At 71.1% G+C, this 22177-nt stretch carries 18 protein-coding genes; 7 read left to right on the forward strand and 11 right to left on the reverse strand.

What is annotated here, in order from left to right:
- Positions 1-140 precede the first annotated feature (140 nt).
- Complete coding sequence (locus ACWEFL_RS00190) at positions 141-1010, forward strand: NAD-dependent epimerase/dehydratase family protein (RefSeq protein WP_451705166.1); 870 nt, start codon at positions 141-143, stop codon at positions 1008-1010.
- A 78-nt stretch (positions 1011-1088) separates the two neighbouring features.
- On the opposite strand, the gene ACWEFL_RS00195 is transcribed toward ACWEFL_RS00190, so the two are convergent.
- Entirely contained in the window at positions 1089-1619 is a 531-nt protein-coding gene (locus tag ACWEFL_RS00195; protein WP_451705169.1) for a GNAT family N-acetyltransferase, read from the reverse strand.
- Between the two features lie 100 nt (positions 1620-1719).
- On the opposite strand from ACWEFL_RS00195, the gene ACWEFL_RS00200 reads away from it, so the two are divergent.
- The 3 genes from ACWEFL_RS00200 (at position 1720) to ACWEFL_RS00210 (ending at position 4516) form a co-directional block, all read left to right on the forward strand.
- A complete protein-coding gene (locus tag ACWEFL_RS00200; RefSeq protein ID WP_451705172.1) occupies positions 1720-2295 on the forward strand; it encodes a CDP-alcohol phosphatidyltransferase family protein in 576 nt (191 codons plus the stop codon).
- Positions 2295-3155 carry a phosphatidate cytidylyltransferase gene (locus tag ACWEFL_RS00205; protein ID WP_451706132.1) on the forward strand — a complete coding sequence of 287 codons (861 nt, stop codon included), beginning with the start codon at positions 2295-2297 and terminating at the stop codon, positions 3153-3155. Before ACWEFL_RS00200 ends, ACWEFL_RS00205 begins: the two co-directional genes overlap by 1 nt.
- A gap of 179 nt (positions 3156-3334) precedes the next feature.
- Positions 3335-4516 (forward strand): lysophospholipid acyltransferase family protein, encoded by a 1182-nt coding sequence (locus tag ACWEFL_RS00210; protein ID WP_451706135.1) that lies wholly within the window; start codon positions 3335-3337, stop codon positions 4514-4516.
- 38 nt (positions 4517-4554) lie between these two features.
- Here the strand turns inward: ACWEFL_RS00210 and ACWEFL_RS00215 are convergent, their stop codons facing one another.
- Complete coding sequence (locus tag ACWEFL_RS00215; protein ID WP_451705174.1) at positions 4555-5004, reverse strand: hypothetical protein; 450 nt, start codon at positions 5002-5004, stop codon at positions 4555-4557.
- 207 nt (positions 5005-5211) lie between these two features.
- Between ACWEFL_RS00215 and ACWEFL_RS00220 the strand changes: the two genes are divergently transcribed.
- Positions 5212-5667 (forward strand): SRPBCC family protein, encoded by a 456-nt coding sequence (locus tag ACWEFL_RS00220; protein ID WP_451705177.1) that lies wholly within the window; start codon positions 5212-5214, stop codon positions 5665-5667.
- A gap of 152 nt (positions 5668-5819) precedes the next feature.
- Positions 5820-6143 (forward strand): ArsR/SmtB family transcription factor, encoded by a 324-nt coding sequence (locus ACWEFL_RS00225; protein WP_451706138.1) that lies wholly within the window; start codon positions 5820-5822, stop codon positions 6141-6143.
- 213 nt (positions 6144-6356) lie between these two features.
- Here ACWEFL_RS00225 and ACWEFL_RS00230 read toward each other — a convergent pair whose 3' ends face one another.
- The 3 genes from ACWEFL_RS00230 to ACWEFL_RS00240 form a co-directional block, all read right to left on the reverse strand.
- A complete protein-coding gene (locus ACWEFL_RS00230; protein WP_451705180.1) occupies positions 6357-7283 on the reverse strand; it encodes an N-acetylmuramoyl-L-alanine amidase in 927 nt (308 codons plus the stop codon).
- Positions 7284-7710: 427 nt separating this feature from the next.
- Positions 7711-9351 (reverse strand): L-glutamate gamma-semialdehyde dehydrogenase, encoded by a 1641-nt coding sequence (gene pruA, locus ACWEFL_RS00235; RefSeq protein WP_451705181.1) that lies wholly within the window; start codon positions 9349-9351, stop codon positions 7711-7713.
- Positions 9352-9397: 46 nt separating this feature from the next.
- The gene (locus ACWEFL_RS00240; protein WP_451705184.1) at positions 9398-10324 is read right to left on the reverse strand and encodes a proline dehydrogenase family protein; all 927 of its coding nucleotides are present in this window, start codon (positions 10322-10324) and stop codon (positions 9398-9400) included.
- A 190-nt stretch (positions 10325-10514) separates the two neighbouring features.
- On the opposite strand from ACWEFL_RS00240, the gene ACWEFL_RS00245 reads away from it, so the two are divergent.
- Positions 10515-11951: a helix-turn-helix domain-containing protein gene (locus ACWEFL_RS00245; protein WP_451705187.1), complete on the forward strand. Its 1437-nt coding sequence runs from the start codon at positions 10515-10517 to the stop codon at positions 11949-11951.
- Between the two features lie 181 nt (positions 11952-12132).
- Here the strand turns inward: ACWEFL_RS00245 and serA are convergent, their stop codons facing one another.
- From serA to ACWEFL_RS00275, 6 genes are all read right to left on the reverse strand, one after another.
- The gene (serA, locus tag ACWEFL_RS00250; protein ID WP_451705189.1) at positions 12133-13737 is read right to left on the reverse strand and encodes a phosphoglycerate dehydrogenase; all 1605 of its coding nucleotides are present in this window, start codon (positions 13735-13737) and stop codon (positions 12133-12135) included.
- Between the two features lie 298 nt (positions 13738-14035).
- On the reverse strand, positions 14036-15037 hold the full coding sequence (gene ilvC / locus ACWEFL_RS00255) for a ketol-acid reductoisomerase (protein WP_451705192.1): 1002 nt from the start codon (positions 15035-15037) through the stop codon (positions 14036-14038).
- A 127-nt stretch (positions 15038-15164) separates the two neighbouring features.
- Entirely contained in the window at positions 15165-15689 is a 525-nt protein-coding gene (gene ilvN, locus ACWEFL_RS00260) for an acetolactate synthase small subunit (protein ID WP_451705195.1), read from the reverse strand.
- Positions 15690-15720: 31 nt separating this feature from the next.
- On the reverse strand, positions 15721-17580 hold the full coding sequence (locus ACWEFL_RS00265) for an acetolactate synthase large subunit (RefSeq protein WP_451705197.1): 1860 nt from the start codon (positions 17578-17580) through the stop codon (positions 15721-15723).
- 264 nt (positions 17581-17844) lie between these two features.
- On the reverse strand, positions 17845-20667 hold the full coding sequence (locus tag ACWEFL_RS00270) for a putative bifunctional diguanylate cyclase/phosphodiesterase (protein WP_451705200.1): 2823 nt from the start codon (positions 20665-20667) through the stop codon (positions 17845-17847).
- A 526-nt stretch (positions 20668-21193) separates the two neighbouring features.
- A complete protein-coding gene (locus ACWEFL_RS00275) occupies positions 21194-22144 on the reverse strand; it encodes a 2-hydroxyacid dehydrogenase (protein WP_451705203.1) in 951 nt (316 codons plus the stop codon).
- Between the last annotated feature and the right edge of the window lie 33 nt (positions 22145-22177).

Genomic DNA, 22177 nt, shown 5'->3' on the forward strand with positions numbered 1-22177 from the left:
CGCCCATCCAGTCCGTATCGAGGGAGTGCCGATCCCTGGATGGACACGGCTCTCCCGCGGCGCGAACAGGCGGCCGACGCTGGCGGCGGCCGGTCGCCGAGACCGGCCCCCGAACACCGCCTCCGCCGAGGAGAAACGTGATGCTGACGCTGGTGACAGGTTCCACGGGAGAGGTCGGGCGGCGCTTCGTTCCCCGGCTCCTCCAGCGCACTGCCGTACGGACCGGTGACACGGTCCGCGTTCTGGTCAGGGACGAGGCGCGGGCCGCGCCGTTGCGCGCGCTCGGGGCCGAGATCTCCGTAGGCGACCTGCGCGACGAGGCGACCGTCCGCGAGGCGCTCGCCGGGGCGGACGCGGTGGTGAACATCGCGGCGGCCTTCCGGGGGGTTCCGGACGCGGAGTCGTGGGAGGTCAACCGCGATGCGGCCCTCGCGCTCGGGCTGGCCGCGCTGGACGCGGGGGCGCACCGTTTCGTACAGGTCAGCACCAATCTCGCGTACGGGGCCGGGCGCGGCCGCCCCCTGGTCGAGGAGGACGGGACCGTGCCCGGCGGGTCACTCTGGGGCCCCTATCCGGCCGCGAAGGCCGAGGCGGCGGCCGGACTGCTGGCACTTCACCGGGAGCGCGGTCTCGACGTACGGATCGGGAGCCTCTCCTTCGTGTACGGGGAGGGTGATCCGCATCTGGCCCAGTCGCTGATGTGGGCCAAGGACTGGGCCGCGCACAAACGGCTCCAGATGGTGCACCACGCGGATGTCGCACAGGGGCTGCTGCGCCTGCTGTACGCGCCCGGCGCCTCCGGGCGGATGTACAACGTCTCGGACGACGCCCCCGTGTCCGCGGCCGAGTTGCACCGGCTCAACGGAGTGCCGCTGCCGGAGGGGGCGTCCGAGCGCGAAGACCCCGATCCCTGGCACGGGATGGTGTCCAATGCGCGGATCAGGGACGAGCTGGGCTTCCGGCCGCTGTACCCGTCGGTGTGGACGGCACGGGACGCGGGCGCGCTCTGATGCCCTGATCAGCCGTCGGCGGCGGGCGGGTGCCGGGGCGGGGAGCACGGCGGGTGCCAGGGCTGGGAGCACGGGAGCCTAGAGCACATCCCCGTCACGCCAGTCGAAGGTCAGCGCACCCGACCCACCCGGAATCCTGCCCCACACATACGTGGAGTCCTCCGACTCGGCGAAGTGCTCCACGCCCGCCGGCCCGAGCCCCTCGATCCGTCCGGGCCACAGCCGCCAGCCGCGCGAACGGTACAGCCCCGCCCCTTCGGGAGAGGCCGACAGGGCCCCGAAGACGTACGCCCGGTCGATGACGGCCTCCAGACTCTCCATCATTCGGCCGCCGATGCCCTGCCGTTGGCGGTCCGGGCGGACCGCCAACGCCTCGACGTATCCGACGCGGTACGACCGTCCGTCGTGCAGCACCCGGCGCATGATCACACTGCCGTGCGCGGCGAGCCCCTCGGAGTCGTACGCCAGGGCGTGGACCCCGCCCAGACCGTGGTCCCAGTCCTCTTCACTGAAGTCCCCGTCGAAGGCGACTTCCAGCATGGCGCGGATCTCTGCGAGTTCGACGGAGGTGAGTTGGGAGGTGTGGGCGGTGCGCGGCATATCAGTCATACAACAGAGCCTCGCAGGTCCCACGCGTTACACATACTCATGGCGCATCTGAGTATCCGGTCGATGGTGAGGAATCGGTCACACGGCGAGAGTTGGCCGCATGAACGGCCTCTACGCTCTCAAACCCTGGTACGCGGCCCGGCTCGCCGGAGTACGCGGCGCGCTCGCCCGGCGCGCGGTATCGCCCGACACGCTCACGGTCGCGGGTGTGGTGTGCGCGGCCGGCGCGGCGGCGGCGCTCGCCTGGCTGCCCGTGCCCCTCGCCGCGCCTCCGGTCGCCGTTCTGCTCGCGGCCCGGCTCGGCTTCGCCAATCTCGACGGCGCGCTCGCCCGTGACACCGGCCGCACCACCCGGCGGGGTGCGGTCCTCAACGAACTCGGCGACCGGGCGGCCGATCTGGTGGTCCTGGCCGGGTTTCTGACGCTGGCTCCGCTCTGGCTGGTGGCCCTGGCGGGACTGGCCGCGACCCTTCCGTCCTGGGTGTCCCTCGCGGGCGCGGCGGCGGGCGCCCCCCGCCGCAACGGCGGTCCGGTCGGCAAGACCGAGCGCTGTCTGCTGGTGATCGTCGCCGCGGCGACGGGCTGGGCGGTGCCGGTGCTGATCGTCATCGCCGTCGGGTCGGCGCTCACCGCCCTGGTCCGGCTCGGGTGGCTCTGGAAGGAGCTGGGCGCGTGATCACGCTCACATTGGCGGGTGAGGCGGCCGGGCGGGCGACCGTACTGGTCGCCGGAGCCCTCGGGGCGGGCGGCGTAGCCGTCGCCGCGCTGCCCTCGCGGGTCCGGACGCGGGCGGAGTTGCGCAGGCGCTGGCGTACCTGGGCGATCGCCGCGCCCGTGTTCCTGGGAGCGCTGTTCCTGGGCGCGGGCGGGGCGTTCGCGCTGGCGGCGGCGCTGGGCGTGATCGCGGTGAGCGAGTACGCGCGGATGGCCGGGCTGAGGCCGGCGGACCACGCCGTGCTGGCGACGGCCGCCGTCGTACTGCCCGGACTGGCGTGGCTGGCCCCCGCCGCGCTGGATCCGAGGGCGGCCGGGCCGCTGCTGCTCGCGGCCGTGCTGCCGGCGCTGCTGTCGGGCGACGACACGTCCGGATTCACCCGTGCCGCCCGTTCGGTCTTCGCGCTGCTGTGGATCCCGGTCGCGCTGACCGGCCTGGTCACGCTCGGGGAGACGGCGGTCGCGGTGGGGCTGGCGGTGGCACTCGGCGATGTGGGCGCGTGGTGCGGCGGTACGGCGCTGGGGCGGCGCGGTCCCCTGGCCCGGCGGTTGTCTCCTCTGTCGCCGAACAAGACCTGGGCGGGGGTCGTGGGCGCGGCGGCGGCGACGGGCCTGGCGCTGTTCGCCGTCGGATCGTTCTCGCTCGTGCTGTGGGCGGCGGTGCTGGCCGGCTGCGTGCTGGGCGACCTTCTGGAGTCGATGGTCAAGCGCGAGGCGGGAGTCAAGGACGCGGGCAGCTGGCTGCCGGGGTTCGGCGGGCTGCTGGACCGGATCGACTCGCTGCTGCCGGCGCTGCTGCTGACGATGGTGGTGAGCCCGTGACGAGGAACGCGCCGAAGAGGACGGAACGGCTTGTCACGGCATCGGTACCCCCGGTCGGCCCTCCCGCGGAGCGGGACCCTGGCCGGGACCGAGAGCCTGGCCGGGACCGGGACCGGGACCGGGACCGGGAGCCTGGCCGGGACCATGCGCCGAACCCGGTCCGGAACCGGAACCGCGCCCTGAACCGGGACCGGTCCGCTCCCTCCCGTACCGCTTCCCTGCTGCGACGCGCACTGTGGTGGTTCGTCCTCACCCTCACCGGCGGGATCGAGCGGCGGGGACGGCTGCCGCGCGGTGGCTGCGTCGTCGTCGCCAACCACTCGTCGCACGCCGACACCGCCGCGCTGCTGGCCGCGCTCGACGCCCGCCACACCCCCGCGATCGGCGCGGCTGCCGACTACTGGTTCGCCTCTCCGTGGCGCAGCCGTGTCTGCCGCAGGCTCGCCTCCGGGTTCCCGGTCCGGCGCACGGGAGGCGGAATGGACGATCTCCTGGCCATGGCGGACGAGTTGCGCGCCGGGCGCGCGGTCGTCCTCTTCCCCGAGGGCACCCGCGGTGGCGACGGCTCGGTGGGCTCCTTCCACCGGGGTGCGCTGGTGCTGGCCGAGCGGGCGGGCGTGCCGGTGGTGCCCGTCGGCATCGCGGGCACGGACCGCCTGCTGCCGAAGCACGGACGGCTGCGGTCATCGCTCGTACGGGTGCGGATCGGTGAGCCTCTGCCGCCGTCGGTCACTCCGGACGAGGCACGGGACGCGGTCGCCGCGCTGCATCGCCGTACGAACGCGGAGTCCCTGCGGGACTCGTCGGCGCGTCGGCGGATCGCCTCGGTCGCCGCCTCGCGCCGATGGCTGCCGATCGCCTTCGTCTGGGCCTTCGCCGAGGCGCTGAGCTGGCCGCTCATGCCCGAACTGCTGCTGGCCGCCGCCTGCGTGGCGGCCCCGTACGCGGCCCTGCGCCTCTCGCTGACCGCGCTGGCGGGCAGTCTCGCGGGTTCACTCCTGGCTCTTCAGCTCGCGGGCGCGGGTGTGGGGCTGCCCGCCCCGCTGACGACGGACCGGATGCGGGCCGAGGCCCGGCACCAGCTGGCGCTCGAATCGGCGGACGCGGTACGGCATCAGCCGTGGAACGGCATCCCGTTCAAGGTGTACGCGGCCGAGGCCGGCCGTGCGGACGTCCCGGCGGGCGACTGGCTGGCGTCGGCCGCGGCGGCGCGCGGCTCCCGGACGCTGACGGTGGGACTGGCGTTCGCGGCGCTGGGGGTGCTGCTGCGGCGCTACCGCCGGTACTACCCGGTGTATCTGGCGCTGCTGGGCGGCGGGTTCGTCCTCGGTCTGTCGCTGATCGTGTCGGGCTGGCGCTGACGCCCCCTCCGCGCGTACCGCTACGGAAAGTCCCGCCGTCACCGGTACGGGAAGTCCCACACCGGGCTGCGCAGGCCGATCGACTGGATGTAGCCGCCGGGACGTCCGGTGCCGTGGTTCACACGGGCGGTCGCCGGAAGGAACTCCGCCACATCATCTCTCGGGTACCCGAAGAGGTCGACCCCGTTGTGGACCACCGGGGCGAGCGCCGGGCAGGTCGGTTCGGCGCCCGTGGCATCACGGGCGACCCGGGCAAGCTCCACATAGCCGACGCCCTTGGTGTGCGGGCCGCCGGTCGCGCCCCAGACCTGGATCCCCAGCCCCAGGTACTCGCCGCGGAACGCCCACGCCGCACCGTGGACAGTCCCCGGGCGGACTTCGCAGATCATCGAGACCGCCCACTGCGCGGCGTACTCGCTCATGCCAAAACGCAGAGTGCCGACCTGGTGCGGCAGCACCATTCCGGTTCCGGGCAGGAGTTCGAACACGACCCAAGTCTCCCACCGGCTCCCCCCGTTCTTCCCACCACATTGATCCGGTGTTCAGTTCATCACAGACACCGGGGGCCACACGGCTCCCACCGGCTCCCCGGCGAATCGGACGGCATCCACCCCTTACTCGCGCAACCCATCAGTTGCACCTCCCGCATCGACGTGCAACCATTGAGTAGCACATCACTCAAGGAGGCATGGATCATGAGCAAGGACCGCATCGAGAAGGAGATCACCATCGCCGCGCCCGTCGAGCGCGTCTGGGCGGTGCTCACCGAGCCGGAGCATGTCGGCTCCTGGTTCGGGCAGGGCGAGCCGACCCCGGTCGATCTGCGCCCCGGCGGCACGATGTTCCTGGACCACGGAGAGTTCGGGCAGTTCCCGACGACGATCGTCGAGGTGGACCCGCCCACCCGCTTCGCCTACCGCTGGGCGTCCGCGTACCCCGGCGAACAGGCGGTGGACGGCAATTCGACGCTGGTGGAGTTCACCCTCACCCCGGTCGGCGACGGCACGCATCTGCGGGTCGTGGAGACCGGCTTCGCCTCGATCGTCATCCCGGAGGACCGGATGGACACGGCGTCGTACAAAAGCCACGAAGGCGGCTGGGCCGAACAGGTTGTCAACATCCAGAAGTACGCGGAACAGCCGCCGGCATGACGGACGGCACGGCACAGCACGGCAGGGACCGCGCGGACCCGGACCCCCCGGCCCGGGACCCCGGGGCCCCTCCCCCGGCGACCCGTTCTCCGGAAGCCGACCGCCCCGACGCGGCACCCGACGCCTCACGGGCCGTCGACGCCCAGGAGTCCGTGGCCTCCGAGGTCCTGTCGGCGCTCGCCGATCCGACCCGACGCCGCATCCTCGACGCGCTCGCCGCCCACGGCCGGGCGACCGCCACCGTCCTGGCGGCGGAACTCCCGGTGAGCCGACAGGCGATCGTCAAGCATCTCGCGATCCTCACCCGCGCCGGTCTGGTCGTGGGCCGACGCGAGGGCCGCGAGGCGCGGTACACGGTTCTGCCGGAGCGCCTCAACGCCACGGCCCGCTGGATGAACCGGGTCGCGTCCGACTGGGACTCCCGGCTGTCGGCGATCAAACGTCTGGCGGAACAAGAGCCGCCCTCCGACGTCTGACCGCCGGACCGCCCGGCCGGCATCGCGTCGCCGACCGGACAGCGGCCGACCGCGGTGGAGCGGCCGGGGCCCGCGCCGAACGATCCCCCGCCCGCGACCGCCCCGTTCACCGCCCGCCGGCCCTGAGTGCGGTGCCCGCGAGAGCAGTCGCCGCACCGTGGGCGGGCGGCCAGGACGGCCGCCCGCCCTCCCCTGACCGGGGCGGACAGCAGGTCAGGGCGTGACGGTGAAACCGTGCTTCTTGCCCAGCGCCGTCAGGGACTTGGCGCCGGGGATGCCGTCGGCCGCAGCGCCCGTGTAGCCGAGCCGCCGCTGCCACGCCGCGTACGCCGTCTTGGTGACCGTGCCGAAATGACCGTCGAGATAGGTCTTCGCCAGCAGCCCTGCGTCGACGAGCGCCGCCTCCACGGTCCGCACACCCGGGTACGAGACCGGTGTGCCCTTCTTCGCGGGATCGGTGCGCGCGGCCGTGATCAGCCTGGAGAGGTCGACGACCGGGAGCTTCGGCGGGACCGGGGGCTTGGGCTTCACGGGCGGTTTCGGCGCGCCTCCCTTCAGGCGGTCGGCGATACGGGCGCGCATGGAGTCCATGGTGAAACCGCGGGGGTCGATCTTGCCGGGCTGCCATTCGAGATGGCCGATGACCGACCGGGAGGACCAGCCGTGGACGCGGCAGATCGCGGCGGACGCCTTCTCGATCGCCTCCAGCTGGACGGCGGGCCACGGGTCCTTCCCGTCACCGAGGTTCTCGCACTCGAAGCCGTAGAAGTGACGGTTGCCGTCGACCGTCGCCTCGTTGTCCGCCGGCAGGGCGCGCTCGGCGATCACGGCAGCCAGCACGTCGTCGTCGCCCAGACCGGCGTGGTTCGCGCGGCCGAAGCCGACGAGGTGCACGGTGCCGTCCTTGGCGATCATGCCGTGGCACAGCGGGCCCGGCAGACCCGAGTACCCGTCGCGCACGATCCTCACGGTGTCCGCCGTACCGCGCGTGACCGTGTGATGGATCATCACCCCGTGCACCGGACCCCACGGCCCCTTGCTGTTCCGGTTGCGGGCACGCCAGTTACCGACCTCGACGACCTTGAGACCTTCCGCGCGCAGCTCGGCCAGAAGTCGGTCAGGGGACATGGGAGACGACATAGGCGTCCTTTCGGCTCAGCCGGGCGAAGGGCGGGCAACCCGCACCGCGTCCGGACAATATGGGTATGACATCTCCTTCTATGAAACGACCCCGACTCCGGCCGGATGACAGCGGGGTGAGGGTTGGTCAGCTCGCACGACCGTGCCGGGGTGAAAAACGGCGGTCCCCACGGGCGCGCGACCGGGACGCGCGGCCAGCGCGCGACCGGGGCTGGGAGCGGGGCTGGGAGCGGTAGGGGTACGGGCGCGCGCGGGTCCGTGGACCGCGCGCGGGTCGTGGACCGGGGGCGCGCGGCCGGGACCGGGGGCCGCTCGCCGTGCGGTCGGGCCGTTCACGCGCTCCGCGGTACGAGCCCCATGGAAACCGCCCCCGTTCCGGCGCGGGGGGCCGAAGCGGGGGCGGTGACTGGGTGGACGACCTCGGCGGTCAGCCCATGTGGGGGTACGGGTACTCGGTCGGAGGCACCAGGGTCTCCTTGATCGCGCGGGTCAGCGTCCAGCGCATCAGGTTCTGCGGCGCGCCCGCCTTGTCGTTGGTGCCCGACGCCCGGCCGCCGCCGAAGGGCTGCTGGCCGACCACGGCACCGGTCGACTTGTCGTTGATGTAGAAGTTGCCCGCGGCGTAGCGCAGCTTCTCCATCGTGTGGGCGGCGGCGGCCCGGTCGTTCGCGATGACCGAGCCGGTCAGCGCGTACGCCGACACCGACTCCATCTGCTCCAGCATGGCGTCGTACCCGTCGGCCGACTCGTCGTCGTACACGTGCACCGCGAGGAAGGGGCCGAAGTACTCGGTCGTGAAGACCTCGTTGGCCGGGTCCGAGCACACGACGACCGTCGGGCGGACGAAGTAGCCGACCGAGTCGTCGTACGTGCCGCCGGCGACGATCTCACACGTCGGGTCGGACTTCGCTCGGTCGATCGCGGCCTTGTTCTTCGCGAAGGCGCGCTCGTCGATCACCGCGCCGATGAAGTTCGACAGATCGGTCACGTCACCCATCGTGAGCCCGTCGACCTCCGCCGCGAACTCCTCCTTGAAGCCGGAGTTCCAGATGGACGCGGGGATGTACGCACGGGAGCTGGCCGAGCACTTCTGGCCCTGGTACTCGAAGGATCCGCGGGTCAGGGCCGTCTTCAGCACGGCGCGGTCGGCGCTCGGGTGGGCGACGACGAAGTCCTTGCCGCCCGTCTCGCCGACGATCCGCGGGTAGGAGCGGTACTTCTCGATGTTCTCGCCGACCGTCTTCCACAGGTGCTGGAAGGTCCGGGTCGAGCCGGTGAAGTGGATACCGGCCAGCTCGGGGTGGTTCAGCGCCACCTCGGAGACGGTGATGCCGTCGCCCGTCACGAGGTTGATGACGCCCTTGGGCAGCCCCGCCTCCTCCAGCAGCCGCATCAGCAGCACGGCGGCGTGCGTCTGCGTCGGGGACGGCTTCCACACCACGACATTGCCCATCAGCGCCGGGGCGGTCGGCAGATTGCCCGCGATCGCGGTGAAGTTGAACGGCGTGATCGCGTACACGAAGCCTTCGAGCGGACGGTGGTCGAGCCGGTTCCAGACGCCGGGCGAGTTGGCGGGGGGCTGCTCGGCGAGCAGCTCGCGGGCGTACGCCACATTGAAGCGCCAGAAGTCGACCAGTTCGCACGGCGTGTCGATCTCCGCCTGCTGAGCCGTCTTGGACTGCCCGAGCATGGTGGAGGCGGCGAGCGTCTCGCGCCAGGGGCCGGCCAGCAGCTCGGCCGCGCGCAGGATGATCGCGGCGCGGTCGTCGAAGGACATCGCGCGCCAGGCGGGAGCGGCGGCCAGCGCGGCGTCGACCGCGTCCTGGGCGTCCTGCCGGGTCGCCCCGGCGAAGGTGCCGATCACCGCGCGGTGGTTGTGCGGCTGGACGACGTCGACCCGCTCGCCGCCGCCCATCCGCCGTACGCCGCCGATCGTCATCGGCAGCTCGATCGGGTTCTCGGCCAGCTCCTTGAGCTTGGCCTCCAGACGGACGCGCTCCGGGCTGCCCGGCGCATAGGATCGGACCGGCTCGTTGACCGGGGCGGGGACCTGGGTTACAGCGTCCATGACGGGCGACATCTCCTTCATCAGTAGGTCTGTGGGGCGGGGTGGCTCAGCCGCGGCCGGCCAGCGAACGGAGGAAGAACGCCAGGTTGGCGGGGCGCTCGGCGAGCCGGCGCATGAAGTACCCGTACCAGTCGGTCCCGTACGCGATGTAGACACGGACCCGGTGCCCCTCGGCGGCCAGCCGGTGCTGCTCGGCCTCCCGGATGCCGTACAGCATCTGGAACTCGTAGTCGTCGAGTTTGCGGCCGGCGCGGCGGGCGAGTTCCTGGCCGATGGAGATGACACGCGGGTCATGGGACCCGATCATCGGATACCCCTCCCCGTCCATCAGGATCCGCAGACAGCGGATGTACGCCTTGTCGACCTCGGCCTTGTCCAGGTACGCGACGGACGCGGGCTCCTTGTACGCGCCCTTGACCAGCCGTACGCGCGAGCCGGCGGCGGCCAGCGCCCGGCAGTCGTCCTCGGTGCGGAAGAGATACGACTGGACGACGGCCCCGGTCTGCGGAAAGCGCTCACGCAGATCGGCGTGGATCGCGAGCGTCGAGTCGACCGTGGTGTGGTCCTCCATGTCGAGCGTGACGGTGGTGCCGATCTCGGCGGCGGCCTCGACGACCGGGGTCACGTTCCGCAGCGCGAGATCGTGTCCGCCGGACAGGGCCTGCCCGAACGACGACAGCTTGACCGACATCTCGGCGCGGGTGCCGAGACCGAGCGGCTTGAGCGCCTGGATCAGCTCCAGATACGCGTCACGGGCGCGGAGCGCCTCCGCCGGGTCGGTGATGTCCTCGCCGAGCACGTCGAGGGTGATCTCCAGGCCACCGGCGGCGGTCGCCTGGACGACGGGAACCGTCTCCTGGACCGACTCACCGGCGATGAACCGGCTCACCACGGGTTTGGTGAGCGGAGCGGCCGAGACGACACGGCGCATCCTGTCGCTGCGCGAGGCGGCGAGGATCACGGGACCCAGCACGGGGACCTCCATGGAGACGTACGAACCGAGCCGAGGGGACCGAGGGGAAGCCGGTCCGGAACGGCACGGAGAACCACCGTGAAATCTAAGGATGGCTCCGATCCTCTGCCATCGACAGCTGTCACGCATCCGTGGCCGGGATCTCAGACATATGTCTGAAGGGGGGTGGGAGACATGCCAGAATGTCCGGGTGAAGGGCGATTACCAGGACCTGGTCGATGAGATCTCGGCTCTGCTGGCGGCCCCGGCGACGCTGGAGAACCGCGATTTCGGGCTGATCGCGTTCGGCGCCCAGGACAGCGACAACACCTTCGACGAATCGACCCTGGACCCGGTCCGCACCCGGTCGATCATGACCAGGAAGTCCACGCCCGCCGTCCGCGCCTGGTTCGAGGGCTTCGGCATCGCACACGCGACGGGCCCGGTCCGTATCCCGGCCGCCCCGGACGCGGGGGTGTTCCGGGACCGGATCTGCCTTCCGGTACGCCATCGGGGCATCGTGCTCGGATACGTCTGGCTGCTGGACACCAGCCCCGGCCCCACGGACGCGGCCCTTACGGCCGCCATGGAGGTCGCGGCGAGGATCGGCACCCTGCTGGCGGACGAGGAACGCGCGGGCGCGGACCTCTCCCGCGAACTGCGGGCGGTCCTGACGGCGGAGCACGGCTGGCAGTACGACATGGCGGTCGCCGCTCTCCGTGACGCCCTCGGCGGTCCCGACCGCGGCACGAGCGGCCCGCACGCGGTGGTGTGCGTGGCCCCCTGGCCCACGGACGACTCTCCTGCGGCGAGGTCGCTGCCGGGGGTGGCGGCGCTGTGCACGATCCGCCTGTCCGGGCTCCCCGGCGGGAGTGCCCCGTCCGCCGCTCTGGCGCCGACCGCACCGCCACACACGGCCGCACCGGCCGAGCGGCCCCAGCCGGGGCACACCGCGGCGGATCACACGGGAACCGCGCGGACGCCTCCGGTGGCCGCGGCGGACCGCGCCCGTCCGGTACGGCCGACGGCCCACCCGACGGCCCACCCGCAGGGAGAGCCCTCGCCCGAACCCGGCTCCTCGGCCGACCCGGCCGGCCCAGCCCACCCGGCCGAAGCGCCCCCCGGGGGCGACGCGGGGGACGGCGCACACGCACTGGCCGTCCTCGTACGCCTCCGGGCCCTGGACACGCCCGCACCCGCGCTGACCGCCGCCGAACGGCTGCTGCCGGCCGCGCCCGGAGCCACCGCCGGTCTCGCGGCCCCGCGCCAGGGCCTCACGGACCTCAACACGGCCTGGCGGGAAGCGGCCGCGGCATCCCGCGCCGCACGGTCCGAACCCCGGCTCGGCCCGGTGGCACGCTGGTCCGGCATCGGCCCGTACCGCATGCTGACGTCCCTGCCCGGCCACGCGGCCGACGACCCCGCCGTCCGCCCCCTGCTGGACCCCGCCCACTCCCTGCTGGCCCGCACCGCCGAGGTCTTCCTCGACCGCGCCGGCCAGGCGGGCCGTACGGCGTCCGCCCTCGGCATCCACCGCCAGACGCTCTACTACCGGCTCTCCCGCGTCGAACAGCTCACCGGCCTCGACCTCTCGGACGGCCAGGACCGCCTGTTGCTCCATATGGCTCTGAAGACGGCCCGGCTGTAGCGGCTCCGTAGCCCGCGCCGCGGGAAGCCTGCGGGAACCGAGCCGCGCGTACGGCAAGAGCCCGGCTCGTGCGAGCCGGGCTCTTGCCGTACGACGCGATCTCCGATGAGAGGCCCCTCCGGAGAGATCAGTCCGGACGGATCAGTCCGGACGGATCAGTCGAATGGATCAGTCGGATGGATCAGTCGGAGAGGTTCACCGAACGCGCCGAAGCCGCGCCGATCTCCTCCGCGATCTCCGCCAGCACCTGCTGCGGAACGGTGTCGTCCACCGTCAGGACGACCAGCGCCTCGCCGCCCTCCTCGGCGCGCGAGACCTGCATGCCCGCGATGTTCAGACCCGCCTCGCCGAGGATCCGGCCGACCGTGCCGACGACGCCGGGACGGTCCTCGTAACGCAGGACGAGCATGTGGTCGGCGAGGGCCAGATCCACATCGTGCTCACCGATGGCGACGATCTTCTGAAGGTGCTTGGGACCCGCCAGCGTGCCCGCCACCGAGACCTCCTCGCCGTCCGCGAGCGTGCCGCGCACGGTGACCACATTACGGTGGTCGGGGGACTCCGAGCTGGTGGTCAGCCGCACCTCGACCCCGCGCTCCTGCGCGAAGAGCGGGGCGTTGACATACGACACGGTCTCGTCGACGACATCCTCGAACACGCCCTTGAGCGCGGACAGTTCGAGCACCTTGACGTCGTGCTGGGTGATCTCGCCGTACACCTCGACGTCGAGCCTGACGGCGACCTCGCCCGCGAGCGCGGTGAAGATCCGGCCGAGGCGCTCGGCCAGCGGCAGTCCGGGCTTCACGTCCTCGGCGATGACCCCGCCCTGGACGTTCACCGCGTCCGGGACCAGCTCGCCCGCGAGCGCGAGCCGCACGGAACGGGCGACGGCGATGCCCGCCTTCTCCTGGGCCTCGTCCGTGGACGCGCCGAGGTGCGGGGTGCACACGACCTGGTCGAACTGGAAGAGCGGGGAGTCGGTGCACGGCTCCTTCGCGTACACGTCGAGACCCGCTCCCGCGACCCGGCCCTCCTTGAGCGCCGAGTACAGCGCCTCCTCGTCCACGATCCCGCCGCGCGCGGCGTTGACGATACGGACGGTCGGCTTGACCTTGTGCAGCGCCTCGTCGCCGATCAGACCCAGCGTCTCGGGCGTCTTGGGCAGGTGCACGGTGATGAAGTCGGAGACCTCCAGCAGCTCGTCGAGCGAGAGCAGCTTGACGCCCATCTGCGCGGCGCGCGCCGGCTGGACGTAGGGGTCGTACGCGACGATCTTCATCCCGAAGGCGGACATCCGCTGGGCGACGAGCACGCCGATACGGCCGAGGCCGACGACGCCGAGGGTCTTCTCGGCCAGCTCGACGCCGGTGTACTTGGAGCGCTTCCACTCGCCGTTCTTCAGCGCGGTGTTGGCCTGGGGGATGTTGCGCGCGGTGGCGACCAGCAGACCGCAGGCCAGCTCGGCGGCGGTGACGATGTTCGACGTCGGGGCGTTGACGACCATCACGCCGGCCTTGGTGGCGGCGGAGACGTCGACGTTGTCCAGTCCGACGCCGGCACGGGCGACGACCCGCAGCTTCCGCGCGGCGGCGATCGCCTCGGCGTCGACCTTGGTGGCGGAGCGGACGAGGATGGCGTCCACATCGGCGATCGCGGGAAGCAGCTCCGCGCGGTCGGCGCCGTTGCAGTGACGGATCTCGAAGTCCGGCCCGAGCGCGTCCACGGTGGCGGGCGAAAGCTCTTCGGCGATCAGTACGACGGGTTTACGGGCAAGCTCAGCGCTCACAAGGTCCTCACAAGTCCATGGGGGCCCCTCCCGTGCTGGCAGCAGCCACGGGGGAGGACGGCCGTCCCGACGGCCGCGGGCGATGGAGGGGGCTAGCCGCGAAGACGCACGACGCTGTGGGCCTGACGCGTGTTGTTGAGAAGTGTAGTGGTGCGTCGGGACCTGTTCTGCGCCTTCTCGGCAGGATCACCCTTCCGTGGCTGGACGGAGTGGCGAAGCCGAGCCCCCGGGGCCGGGTTTCTCCAGGGTGTTCACACGGCGAAGGGCCGGGACTGCCGTCCCGGCCCCCGCCCGCGGCTCACGCCTCGTCGTTGTCGACCCAGCTCATGAGCTTGCGCAGCTCCTTGCCCGTGGTCTCCAGCAGGTGGTTCTCGTCCTGCGTCTTGTACTCGTTGTACTTCTTCAGACCGCCGTGGTACTCGTCCATCCAGTTGCGGGCGAAGGTACCGTCCTGGATCTCGGCGAGGATCTTCTTCATCTCGGCCTTGGTCTGGTCGGTGATGATGCGGGGGCCGGTGACGTAGTCGCCCCACTCGGCGGTCTCGGAGACCGACCAGCGCATCTTCTCCAGGCCGCCCTCGTACATGAGGTCCACGATCAGCTTCAGCTCGTGGAGGCACTCGAAGTACGCGATCTCGGGCTGGTAGCCGGCCTCGACCAGGGTCTCGAAGCCCGCCTTCACCAGCGCGGACGTGCCACCGCACAGCACGGCCTGCTCGCCGAAGAGGTCGGTCTCGGTCTCCTCGGTGAAGGTCGTCTTGATGACGCCGGCGCGGGTGCCGCCGATGCCCTTGGCGTACGAGAGGGCCAGCGCGAAGGCGTTGCCGGTGGCGTCCTGCTCGACGGCGGCGATGCACGGAACGCCGCGGCCCTCCTCGTACTGGCGGCGGACGAGGTGGCCCGGTCCCTTGGGGGCGACCATGGCGACGTCGACGCCGGCCGGGGGCTTGATGAAGCCGTAACGGATGTTCAGGCCGTGGCCGAAGAAGAGCGCGTCGCCGTCCTTCAGGTTCGCGGCGATGGACTCCTCGTAGACCTGGCCCTGGATCGGGTCCGGGACCAGGATCATGATGACGTCGGCCTCGGCGGCGGCCTCGGCGGGGGTCACCACGCGCAGCCCCTGCTCCTCGGCCTTCTTCTTGGACTTGGAGCCCTCGTGCAGGCCGACGCGGACGTCGACGCCCGAGTCACGGAGCGACAGCGCGTGGGCGTGGCCCTGGCTGCCGTATCCGATGACCGCGACCTTGCGGTTCTGGATGATGGAAAGGTCGGCATCGTCGTCGTAGAACAGCTCGGCCACTGGGATATCTCCTTGGGGTGCAGATGTTGCGTCCCACCGTACGGCGGGAGAGGGCGGAAGAGTTTTCGGGTCTCGCTATGCGAACGGGAAGACGCGGCGGGGCCGGCCGCGAGGGCCGGCGAGCCGGCTAGGCGCTGCGGTCGAGGGCGCGCAGGGAGCGGTCCGTGATGGAACGGGCGCCGCGCCCTATGGCGATCGTGCCGGACTGCACCAGCTCCTTGATGCCGAACTGCTCCAGCATCTTGAGCATGGCCTCCAGCTTGTCACTCGAACCGGTGGCCTCGATGGTGACCGCCTCGGGGGCGACGTCCACGGTCTTGGCGCGGAACAGCTGGACGATCTCCACGATCTGGGAGCGGGTCTCGTTGTCCGCGCGGACCTTCACGAGGACCAGTTCGCGCTGGATCGCGGCGCTGGGCTCCAGCTCGACGATCTTCAACACGCTGACCAGCTTGTTGAGCTGCTTGGTGACCTGTTCGAGTGGCAGGTCCTCGACATTGACCACGATGGTGATGCGGGAGATGTCGGGGTGCTCGGTGACGCCGACGGCGAGCGAGTCGATGTTGAAGCCTCGGCGGGAGAACAGGGCGGCGATCCGGGCGAGGATGCCTGGCGTGTTCTCGACCAGGACGGAGAGCGTGTGCTTGGACATGGGTGGTCTCTCGTCTCTTCTCTCTACTCGCTCAGTCGTCTTCGTTGTCGCCGAAGTCGGGGCGGGCGCCGCGCGCGGCCATGATCTCGTCGTTGGAGGTGCCGGCGGCGACCATCGGCCAGACCATGGCGTCCTCGTGCACGATGAAGTCGATCACGACGGGCCGGTCGTTGATCGCGTTGGCCTCGGCGATGACCTTGTCCAGCTCGTCCGGGGACTCGCAGCGGATGGCGTGGCAGCCCATGGCCTCGGACAGTTTGACGAAGTCCGGGACGCGGGTGCCCGCGCTGGGCTCCTTGCCGGAGGCTTCGGGGCCGGAGTGCAGGACGGTGTTGGAGTAGCGCTGGTTGTAGAAGAGGGTCTGCCACTGGCGGACCATCCCGAGCGCGCCGTTGTTGATGATGGCGATCTTGACCGGGATGTTGTTGAGCGCGCAGGTGGTGAGTTCCTGATTGGTCATCTGGAAGCAGCCGTCGCCGTCGATGGCCCAGACGGTGCGCTCCGGGGCGCCCGCCTTGGCGCCCATCGCGGCCGGGACCGCGTATCCCATCGTTCCGGCGCCGCCGGAGTTCAGCCAGGTGGCGGGCTTCTCGTAGTTGATGAAGTGGGCGGCCCACATCTGGTGCTGGCCCACCCCGGCGGCGAAGATGGTTCCGTCGGGGGCGAGTTCGCCGATGCGCTGGATGACCTGCTGCGGGGAGAGGCTGCCGTCGCCGGGCTGGTCGTAGCCGAGCGGGTAGGTCTCGCGCCAGCGGTTCAGATCGTTCCACCACGCGGTGTAGTCACCGGTGTGACCCTCGCTGTGCTCGGCCTGGACGGCCTGGACGAGATCGGCGATGACCTCGCGGGCGTCCCCGACGATCGGGACGTCGGCGGTGCGGTTCTTGCCGATCTCGGCCGGGTCGACATCGGCGTGGACGATCTTGGCGTACGGGGCGAAGCTGTCGAGCTTGCCGGTGACGCGGTCGTCGAAGCGGGCTCCGAGGGCGACGATCAGGTCGGCCTTCTGCAGCGCGGTGACGGCGGTGACCGAACCGTGCATGCCCGGCATTCCCACATGCAGCGTGTGGCTGTCGGGGAATGCGCCCAGCGCCATCAGGGTGGTGGTGACGGGGGCTCCGGTGAGTTCCGCGAGGACCTTCAGCTCGGCGGTGGCGCGGGCCTTGAGGACTCCGCCGCCGACGTACAGGACCGGGCGCTTGGCCTGGACGATCAGCTTGGCGGCCTCGCGGATCTGCTTGGCGTGCGGCTTGGTGACCGGACGGTAGCCGGGCAGGTCCAGGGCGGGCGGCCAGCTGAACGTGGTCCGCGCCTGGAGGGCGTCCTTGGCGATGTCGACCAGGACGGGTCCGGGACGGCCCGTGGAGGCGATGTGGAACGCCTCGGCGATGGTGCGCGGGATGTCCTCGGCCTTGGTGACCAGGAAGTTGTGCTTGGTGATCGGCATGGTGATGCCGACGATGTCCGCTTCCTGGAAGGCATCGGTGCCGATCGCCTTGGAGGCCACCTGACCGGTGATCGCGACCATGGGAACGGAGTCCATGTGGGCGTCGGCGATCGGGGTGACCAGATTGGTCGCGCCGGGGCCCGAGGTGGCCATGCAGACGCCGACCTTGCCGGTGGCCTGCGCGTATCCGGTGGCCGCGTGGCCCGCGCCCTGCTCGTGACGGACGAGGATGTGCCGGACCTTGGTGGAGTCCATCATCGGGTCGTACGCGGGAAGGATGGCGCCGCCGGGGATGCCGAATACGGTGTCGGCCCCCACTTCCTCAAGAGAGCGGATGAGTGACTGCGCGCCCGTGACGTGCTCAACTGCGGCGGTCGGCTGTCCGCCTGTACGGGCCCGCGGCTGGGGATGGTGGGCCCCGGTGGCCTGCTCGGTCATCGGCATTCTCTTCTCGAAGCAGAGGGTTGACGCTGAAGGGTTCTGCGGGGGTGTCGCCGGTGGTACTGCTGGGGGTTTTGCCAGGTGTTCTTATGATTTGACACAGGTGCCGGTGCAACAAAAAACCCCTCGTGCCGTGAGGCAAGCGAGGGGAGCGCGTCGGGAGGAGTCTGCGGGAGTCCTGCGGAGTCCCGCTCAGCCGACGCGCTTTCCAAGTACGAGAATTCGGGTGCGCATGGCAAAGACCCTCTCTCCCACGCGCCACCACTGTCAAGCCGGTGGGACACGCGTCTCATTATGTGAGCCGTTGTGGGGTCCGAACGAGCCACCCGGCGCGCCCGCGGTCAGCGCGGGCAGGGCGACCCCTCCGGGTACCGGAAAATCCTCCCTGACCAGGGCTCTGCGCAGACGGTACTCGTCCAGCGCGCCGGAGAAGGCCATGCCCTGGGCGTGTGTGCATCCCATGGCGCGCAAGGCGGTCACCTGCTCGGGAACGTCCACTCCGTCGGCCACGGACTGCATCCCCAGGTCGCCGGCGATCCGGAGCAGCCCACTGGTGATCTTGTGGAGCCGGGCGGACTCGACGATCCCCTCGATCAGTCCGCGGTCCAGTTTCACCACGTCCACCGGGAGTCTGCGCAGGGCGTTGATGGCCGCGTAGCCGCTGCCGAAGCCGTCGAGCGCGATGCGGACGCCGAGCCGCCGCAGGGCGACGAGCCGGGGTTCGAGCTCGTCGAAGGAGATCCGGGGGTCGCTGTCGGCCAGCTCGATGATCAGCCCTCCGGACGGCAGTCCGTGCCGGGTGAGGAGGGCTTCGACGCTGCCGAGCGGCAGCGATCGGTCCAGGAGTCTGCGGGCGGAGAGCCGGACCGTCACGGGTACCTGGTGGCCGAGTCTGCCGCGCTCGGCGGCCTGCTCCACGGCCTCCTCCAGCAGCCAGCGGCCCAGCTCGGCGGTGCGGTCGTTGTCCTCGGAGACCCGCAGGAACTCCGCCGGGGTGAAGAGGAGGCCCTGCGCCGAGCGCCATCGCGCCTGGGCGGCGACGGCGTCGACCCGCCCTGTGACGAGGCTCACCACGGGCTGGTGCAGCAGCGCGAACTCGCCCTGGTGGAGGGCGCTGCGCAGCCGGGCGGCCAGTTCGGAGCGCCGGACCACCTCGGCCTGCATCTGGGGCGCGTACAGCTCGACGCGGTCCTTGCCGCCGGCCTTGGCCCGGTACATGGCGAGGTCGGCGTTGCGCATCAGGTCGGTGGGGGTGATGGAGGGTTCGGCGAAGGCGACGCCGATGGAGGCGGCGACCCGGACGTCGTTTCCGTCGATGCGGTACGGCTGGGAGAGGGTGAGCCGCAGCCGGTCGGCGATCTCGACGGCCCGGGCCTCGCGGACGGCCCGATCCCGGCCGCCGTCGCCGAGGATGAGGGCCGCGAACTCGTCGCCGCCGAGCCGGGCGGCGGTGTCGCCCGACCGTACGGAGTCGGCGAGCCGTGCGGCGGCCATCACCAGCAGTTCATCGCCCGCTTGGTGGCCGAGCCGGTCATTGACGCCCTTGAAGCCGTCGAGGTCGATGAAGAGCACGGCGGCACCCTGATCGGCGGAGCGACGGCCGCCGAGCGCCTGGCGGACGCGCTTGGTGAACAGGGCCCGGTTGGGCAGGTCGGTGAGCGGGTCGTGCTCGGCGTTGTGCTGGAGCTGGGCCTGGAGCCTGACCCGTTCGGTGACATCGCGGCTGTTGAAGATCAGTCCGCCCTGATGGCGGTTGACCGTGGACTCCACGTTGAGCCAGTCGCCGCTGCCTGATCTGAAACGGCACTCGATCCGGGTGGTGGGCTCTTCCGCGGGCGGGGAGGCGAGAAACCGCCGGACCTCGTGGACGACCCCCCCGAGGTCCTCGGGGTGGATGAGGCAGGCCAGCTCGGAACCGATCAGGTCCTCGGCCTCGCGTCCGTAGACGCCGGAGGCGGCGGGGCTCACATAGCGCAGCACCCCGGTGGGTGCGGCGATCATGATGACATCGCTGGATCCCTGTACCAGGGAGCGGAAGTGGTTCTCCTTCTGCGCCAGTTCATGGGTGAGCGCGATGTTGTCGAGGAGCATGATCCCCTGCCGTACGACCAGGGCGAGCACGACCGTACAGCCGGTGAGGACGACGACGCGGTCGACCCTGCGGCCTTCGACAACGTTGTAGAGGATGCCGAGCGTGCAGACTGCCGCGGCGAGGTAGGGGGTGAGGGCGGACAGCGAGCCGGCGACCGGGCGGGTGGGGTGGCGCGGGCCGCGCGGTGGTCTGGCCGCCTCGGCGGGGCGGCGCGCTCCCCAGGGCGCGTAGGCGAGGAGCAGCGATCCGGCGAACCAGCCGGCGTCCAGGAGCTGGCCCGAGCGGTAGCTCTCCCGTAGCAGCGGGGAGGTGAACAGCGCGTCGCACAGTACGGTCAGGGCGAGTGCGGCGATGGCGGTGTTGATCGCCGAGCGGTTGGCGGCCGAGCGCCGGAAGTGCAGCGCGAGCACCATGCTGACCAGCACGATGTCGAGCAGGGGATAGGCGAGGGAGAGCGCGGCGGGCGCCACGTTCTCGCCACTTGACTCCGCGGTGTGGGCGAGCGCGAGGCTCCACGAGATGGTGAGCAGCGAGCCGCCGATCAGCCAGGCGTCGAGACCGAGGCAGATCCAGCCGGCCTTGGTGACCGGCCTTTTGGCGAGCACGAGGAGGCCGACGATGGCCGGCGGCGCGAAGCAGAGGAAGAACAGATCGGCGATGGAGGGGCTCGGTACCTCACGGTCCAGAACGACCTCGTACCACCCCCAGACCGCGTTCCCCACCGACGCCATGGCGGAGGAGAGCGCGAAGAGCAGCCAGGCGGGCCGCAGCCGACGCGGCGCCTTCCTGGCGTAGAGAAAGCAGGAGACGGCGGCGGCCAGCGCGCCGGCACTGAGACCGAAGTCACCCATGATCAGGGCGAGTTCGGAGCTGCCCCAGCCGAGGCCCGAGCCGACGGCGTAACCGGCGCAGACGAGCGCCAGAACGAGTTGGGAGACCAGCCCCGCACCGCCGCCGGGAGCTGTCCGGCCGGGCAGGAGCGCCTCCGGGGCGCTCACCGGGCCGATCCTCGGGGTGCTGTCGCCGTGTCGGGTGGCGCTGCCGGGCCACGGGATGGTGTGATCGCACTCGGACGGCTTCCGCGAACGGCACCGCGCCTCGCCGCAGGACCACGCCTCCGTGCACGGCTCGGAACCTGTGCCCGATCGAGCGTCCGGGCGGGGCCGCGCTTCGGAGTGCGCGAGGGTGGTCGTCGGCGTCCCCGCCGCGTTGGATCTTCTGTCCATTGGCCGTGCATCGCCCGTCGCCCCCCTCGAAGTCTGATCGGCAGTCAGGTCGCGTCACCGCACCGCCGCATGCCCGGTGCAGCCCCCAAGTCGGGACGATACACCAGGATGGTCACTCAGGGACATAGCATCTCTACTCTCAGTGACCGACTTTTCGGATGCCGACGCGCGGGGCGACCGGATGACTTCGCAGAGTTTTCGCCTGTGACGGAGTACGACGGCGTCCGGATCGCTCCGTTCCGTCGCGGCGGCGTCGAGTGACCGGCCGAGCAGTGTGCCGGGATCCGGCTCCGGGGGCCTATTCGGTTGTTTGTACGACGTTTTCGACGGGTTCCCCGGCGGCGAACCGGGTGAGCTGGCGGGCCAGCAGCCGCTTGGCGCGCGGCAGGAACGCCGAAGTGGAACCGCCGACATGGGGACTGATCAGCACGCCGCGAGCATGCCACAGGGGGTGCGCCGGGGGCAGTGGCTCGGGGTCGGTGACATCGAGCGCCGCCGTGATGCGCCCGCTCTCCACCTCCGCCAGCAGCGCCTTGGTGTCGACCACCTGGCCGCGTGCGACGTTCACCAGCAGTGCGCCGTCCTTCATCATGGCCAGGAAGTCGGCGTCCACCAGGCCCTTCGTCCGCTCGGTGAGCGGAGTGGAGAGGATCACGACGTCCGCGTCCGGAAGGAGGGCAGGCAGATCGGCGAGTGGGCGCACTTCCCCGCGCTCGGTGGTGCGGGGGGAGCGCGCGATGCGCGAGACCCGCGCGCACTCAAAGGGCGCGAGCCGGTCCTCGATGGCCGCGCCGATCGATCCGTATCCGACGATGAGCACCGACTTGTCGGCGAGCGCCGGGTAGAAGCCCGCCCGCCACTCCTCCCTGTCCTGGCCTCGGACGAAGGCGGGGAGACCGCGCAGGGAGCCGAGGGTGAGGGCGAGGGCGAGTTCCGCGGTGGACGCCTCGTGAACGCCCTTGGCGTTGCAGAGGCGTACGCCGGAGTGGAGCGTTCCGAGTCCCGGCTCGACATGGTCGATCCCTGCGGAGAGTGTCTGCACGATCCGCAGGGACGTCATCGCGGACAGGGGGCGGACGGCCGTCTCCGTCCCCTTCAGATAGGGGACGGTGTAGAAGACGCAGTCGGCCGGGTCGGCGGGAAAGTCCGGGCCGCCGTCCCAGAAGCGGTAGACGAAACCGGATTCGGCGGACGGGGGAAGTCCTTCGATCTCGTCGGCGGGGATGGAGAGCCATATGTCTTGCTTCATGGTCAGGAGGCTAGTGGGCCCGAGGCGGGCGCG

This window comes from Streptomyces sp. NPDC004838 (assembly GCF_053600955.1).

Excerpts from the sequence above, each read along its gene's own strand:
- ACWEFL_RS00190 (WP_451705166.1), top strand. The coding sequence starts at position 141 with ATGCTGACGCTGGTGACAGGTTCCACGGGAGAGGTCGGGCGGCGCTTC.
- ACWEFL_RS00195 (WP_451705169.1), bottom strand. The coding sequence starts at position 1,619 with ATGACTGATATGCCGCGCACCGCCCACACCTCCCAACTCACCTCCGTC.
- ACWEFL_RS00200 (WP_451705172.1), top strand. The coding sequence starts at position 1,720 with ATGAACGGCCTCTACGCTCTCAAACCCTGGTACGCGGCCCGGCTCGCC.
- ACWEFL_RS00220 (WP_451705177.1), top strand. The coding sequence starts at position 5,212 with ATGAGCAAGGACCGCATCGAGAAGGAGATCACCATCGCCGCGCCCGTC.
- ACWEFL_RS00230 (WP_451705180.1), bottom strand. The coding sequence starts at position 7,283 with ATGTCGTCTCCCATGTCCCCTGACCGACTTCTGGCCGAGCTGCGCGCG.
- pruA (WP_451705181.1), bottom strand. The coding sequence starts at position 9,351 with ATGGACGCTGTAACCCAGGTCCCCGCCCCGGTCAACGAGCCGGTCCGA.
- ilvN (WP_451705195.1), bottom strand. The coding sequence starts at position 15,689 with ATGTCCAAGCACACGCTCTCCGTCCTGGTCGAGAACACGCCAGGCATC.
- ACWEFL_RS00265 (WP_451705197.1), bottom strand. The coding sequence starts at position 17,580 with ATGCCGATGACCGAGCAGGCCACCGGGGCCCACCATCCCCAGCCGCGG.
- ACWEFL_RS00275 (WP_451705203.1), bottom strand. The coding sequence starts at position 22,144 with ATGAAGCAAGACATATGGCTCTCCATCCCCGCCGACGAGATCGAAGGA.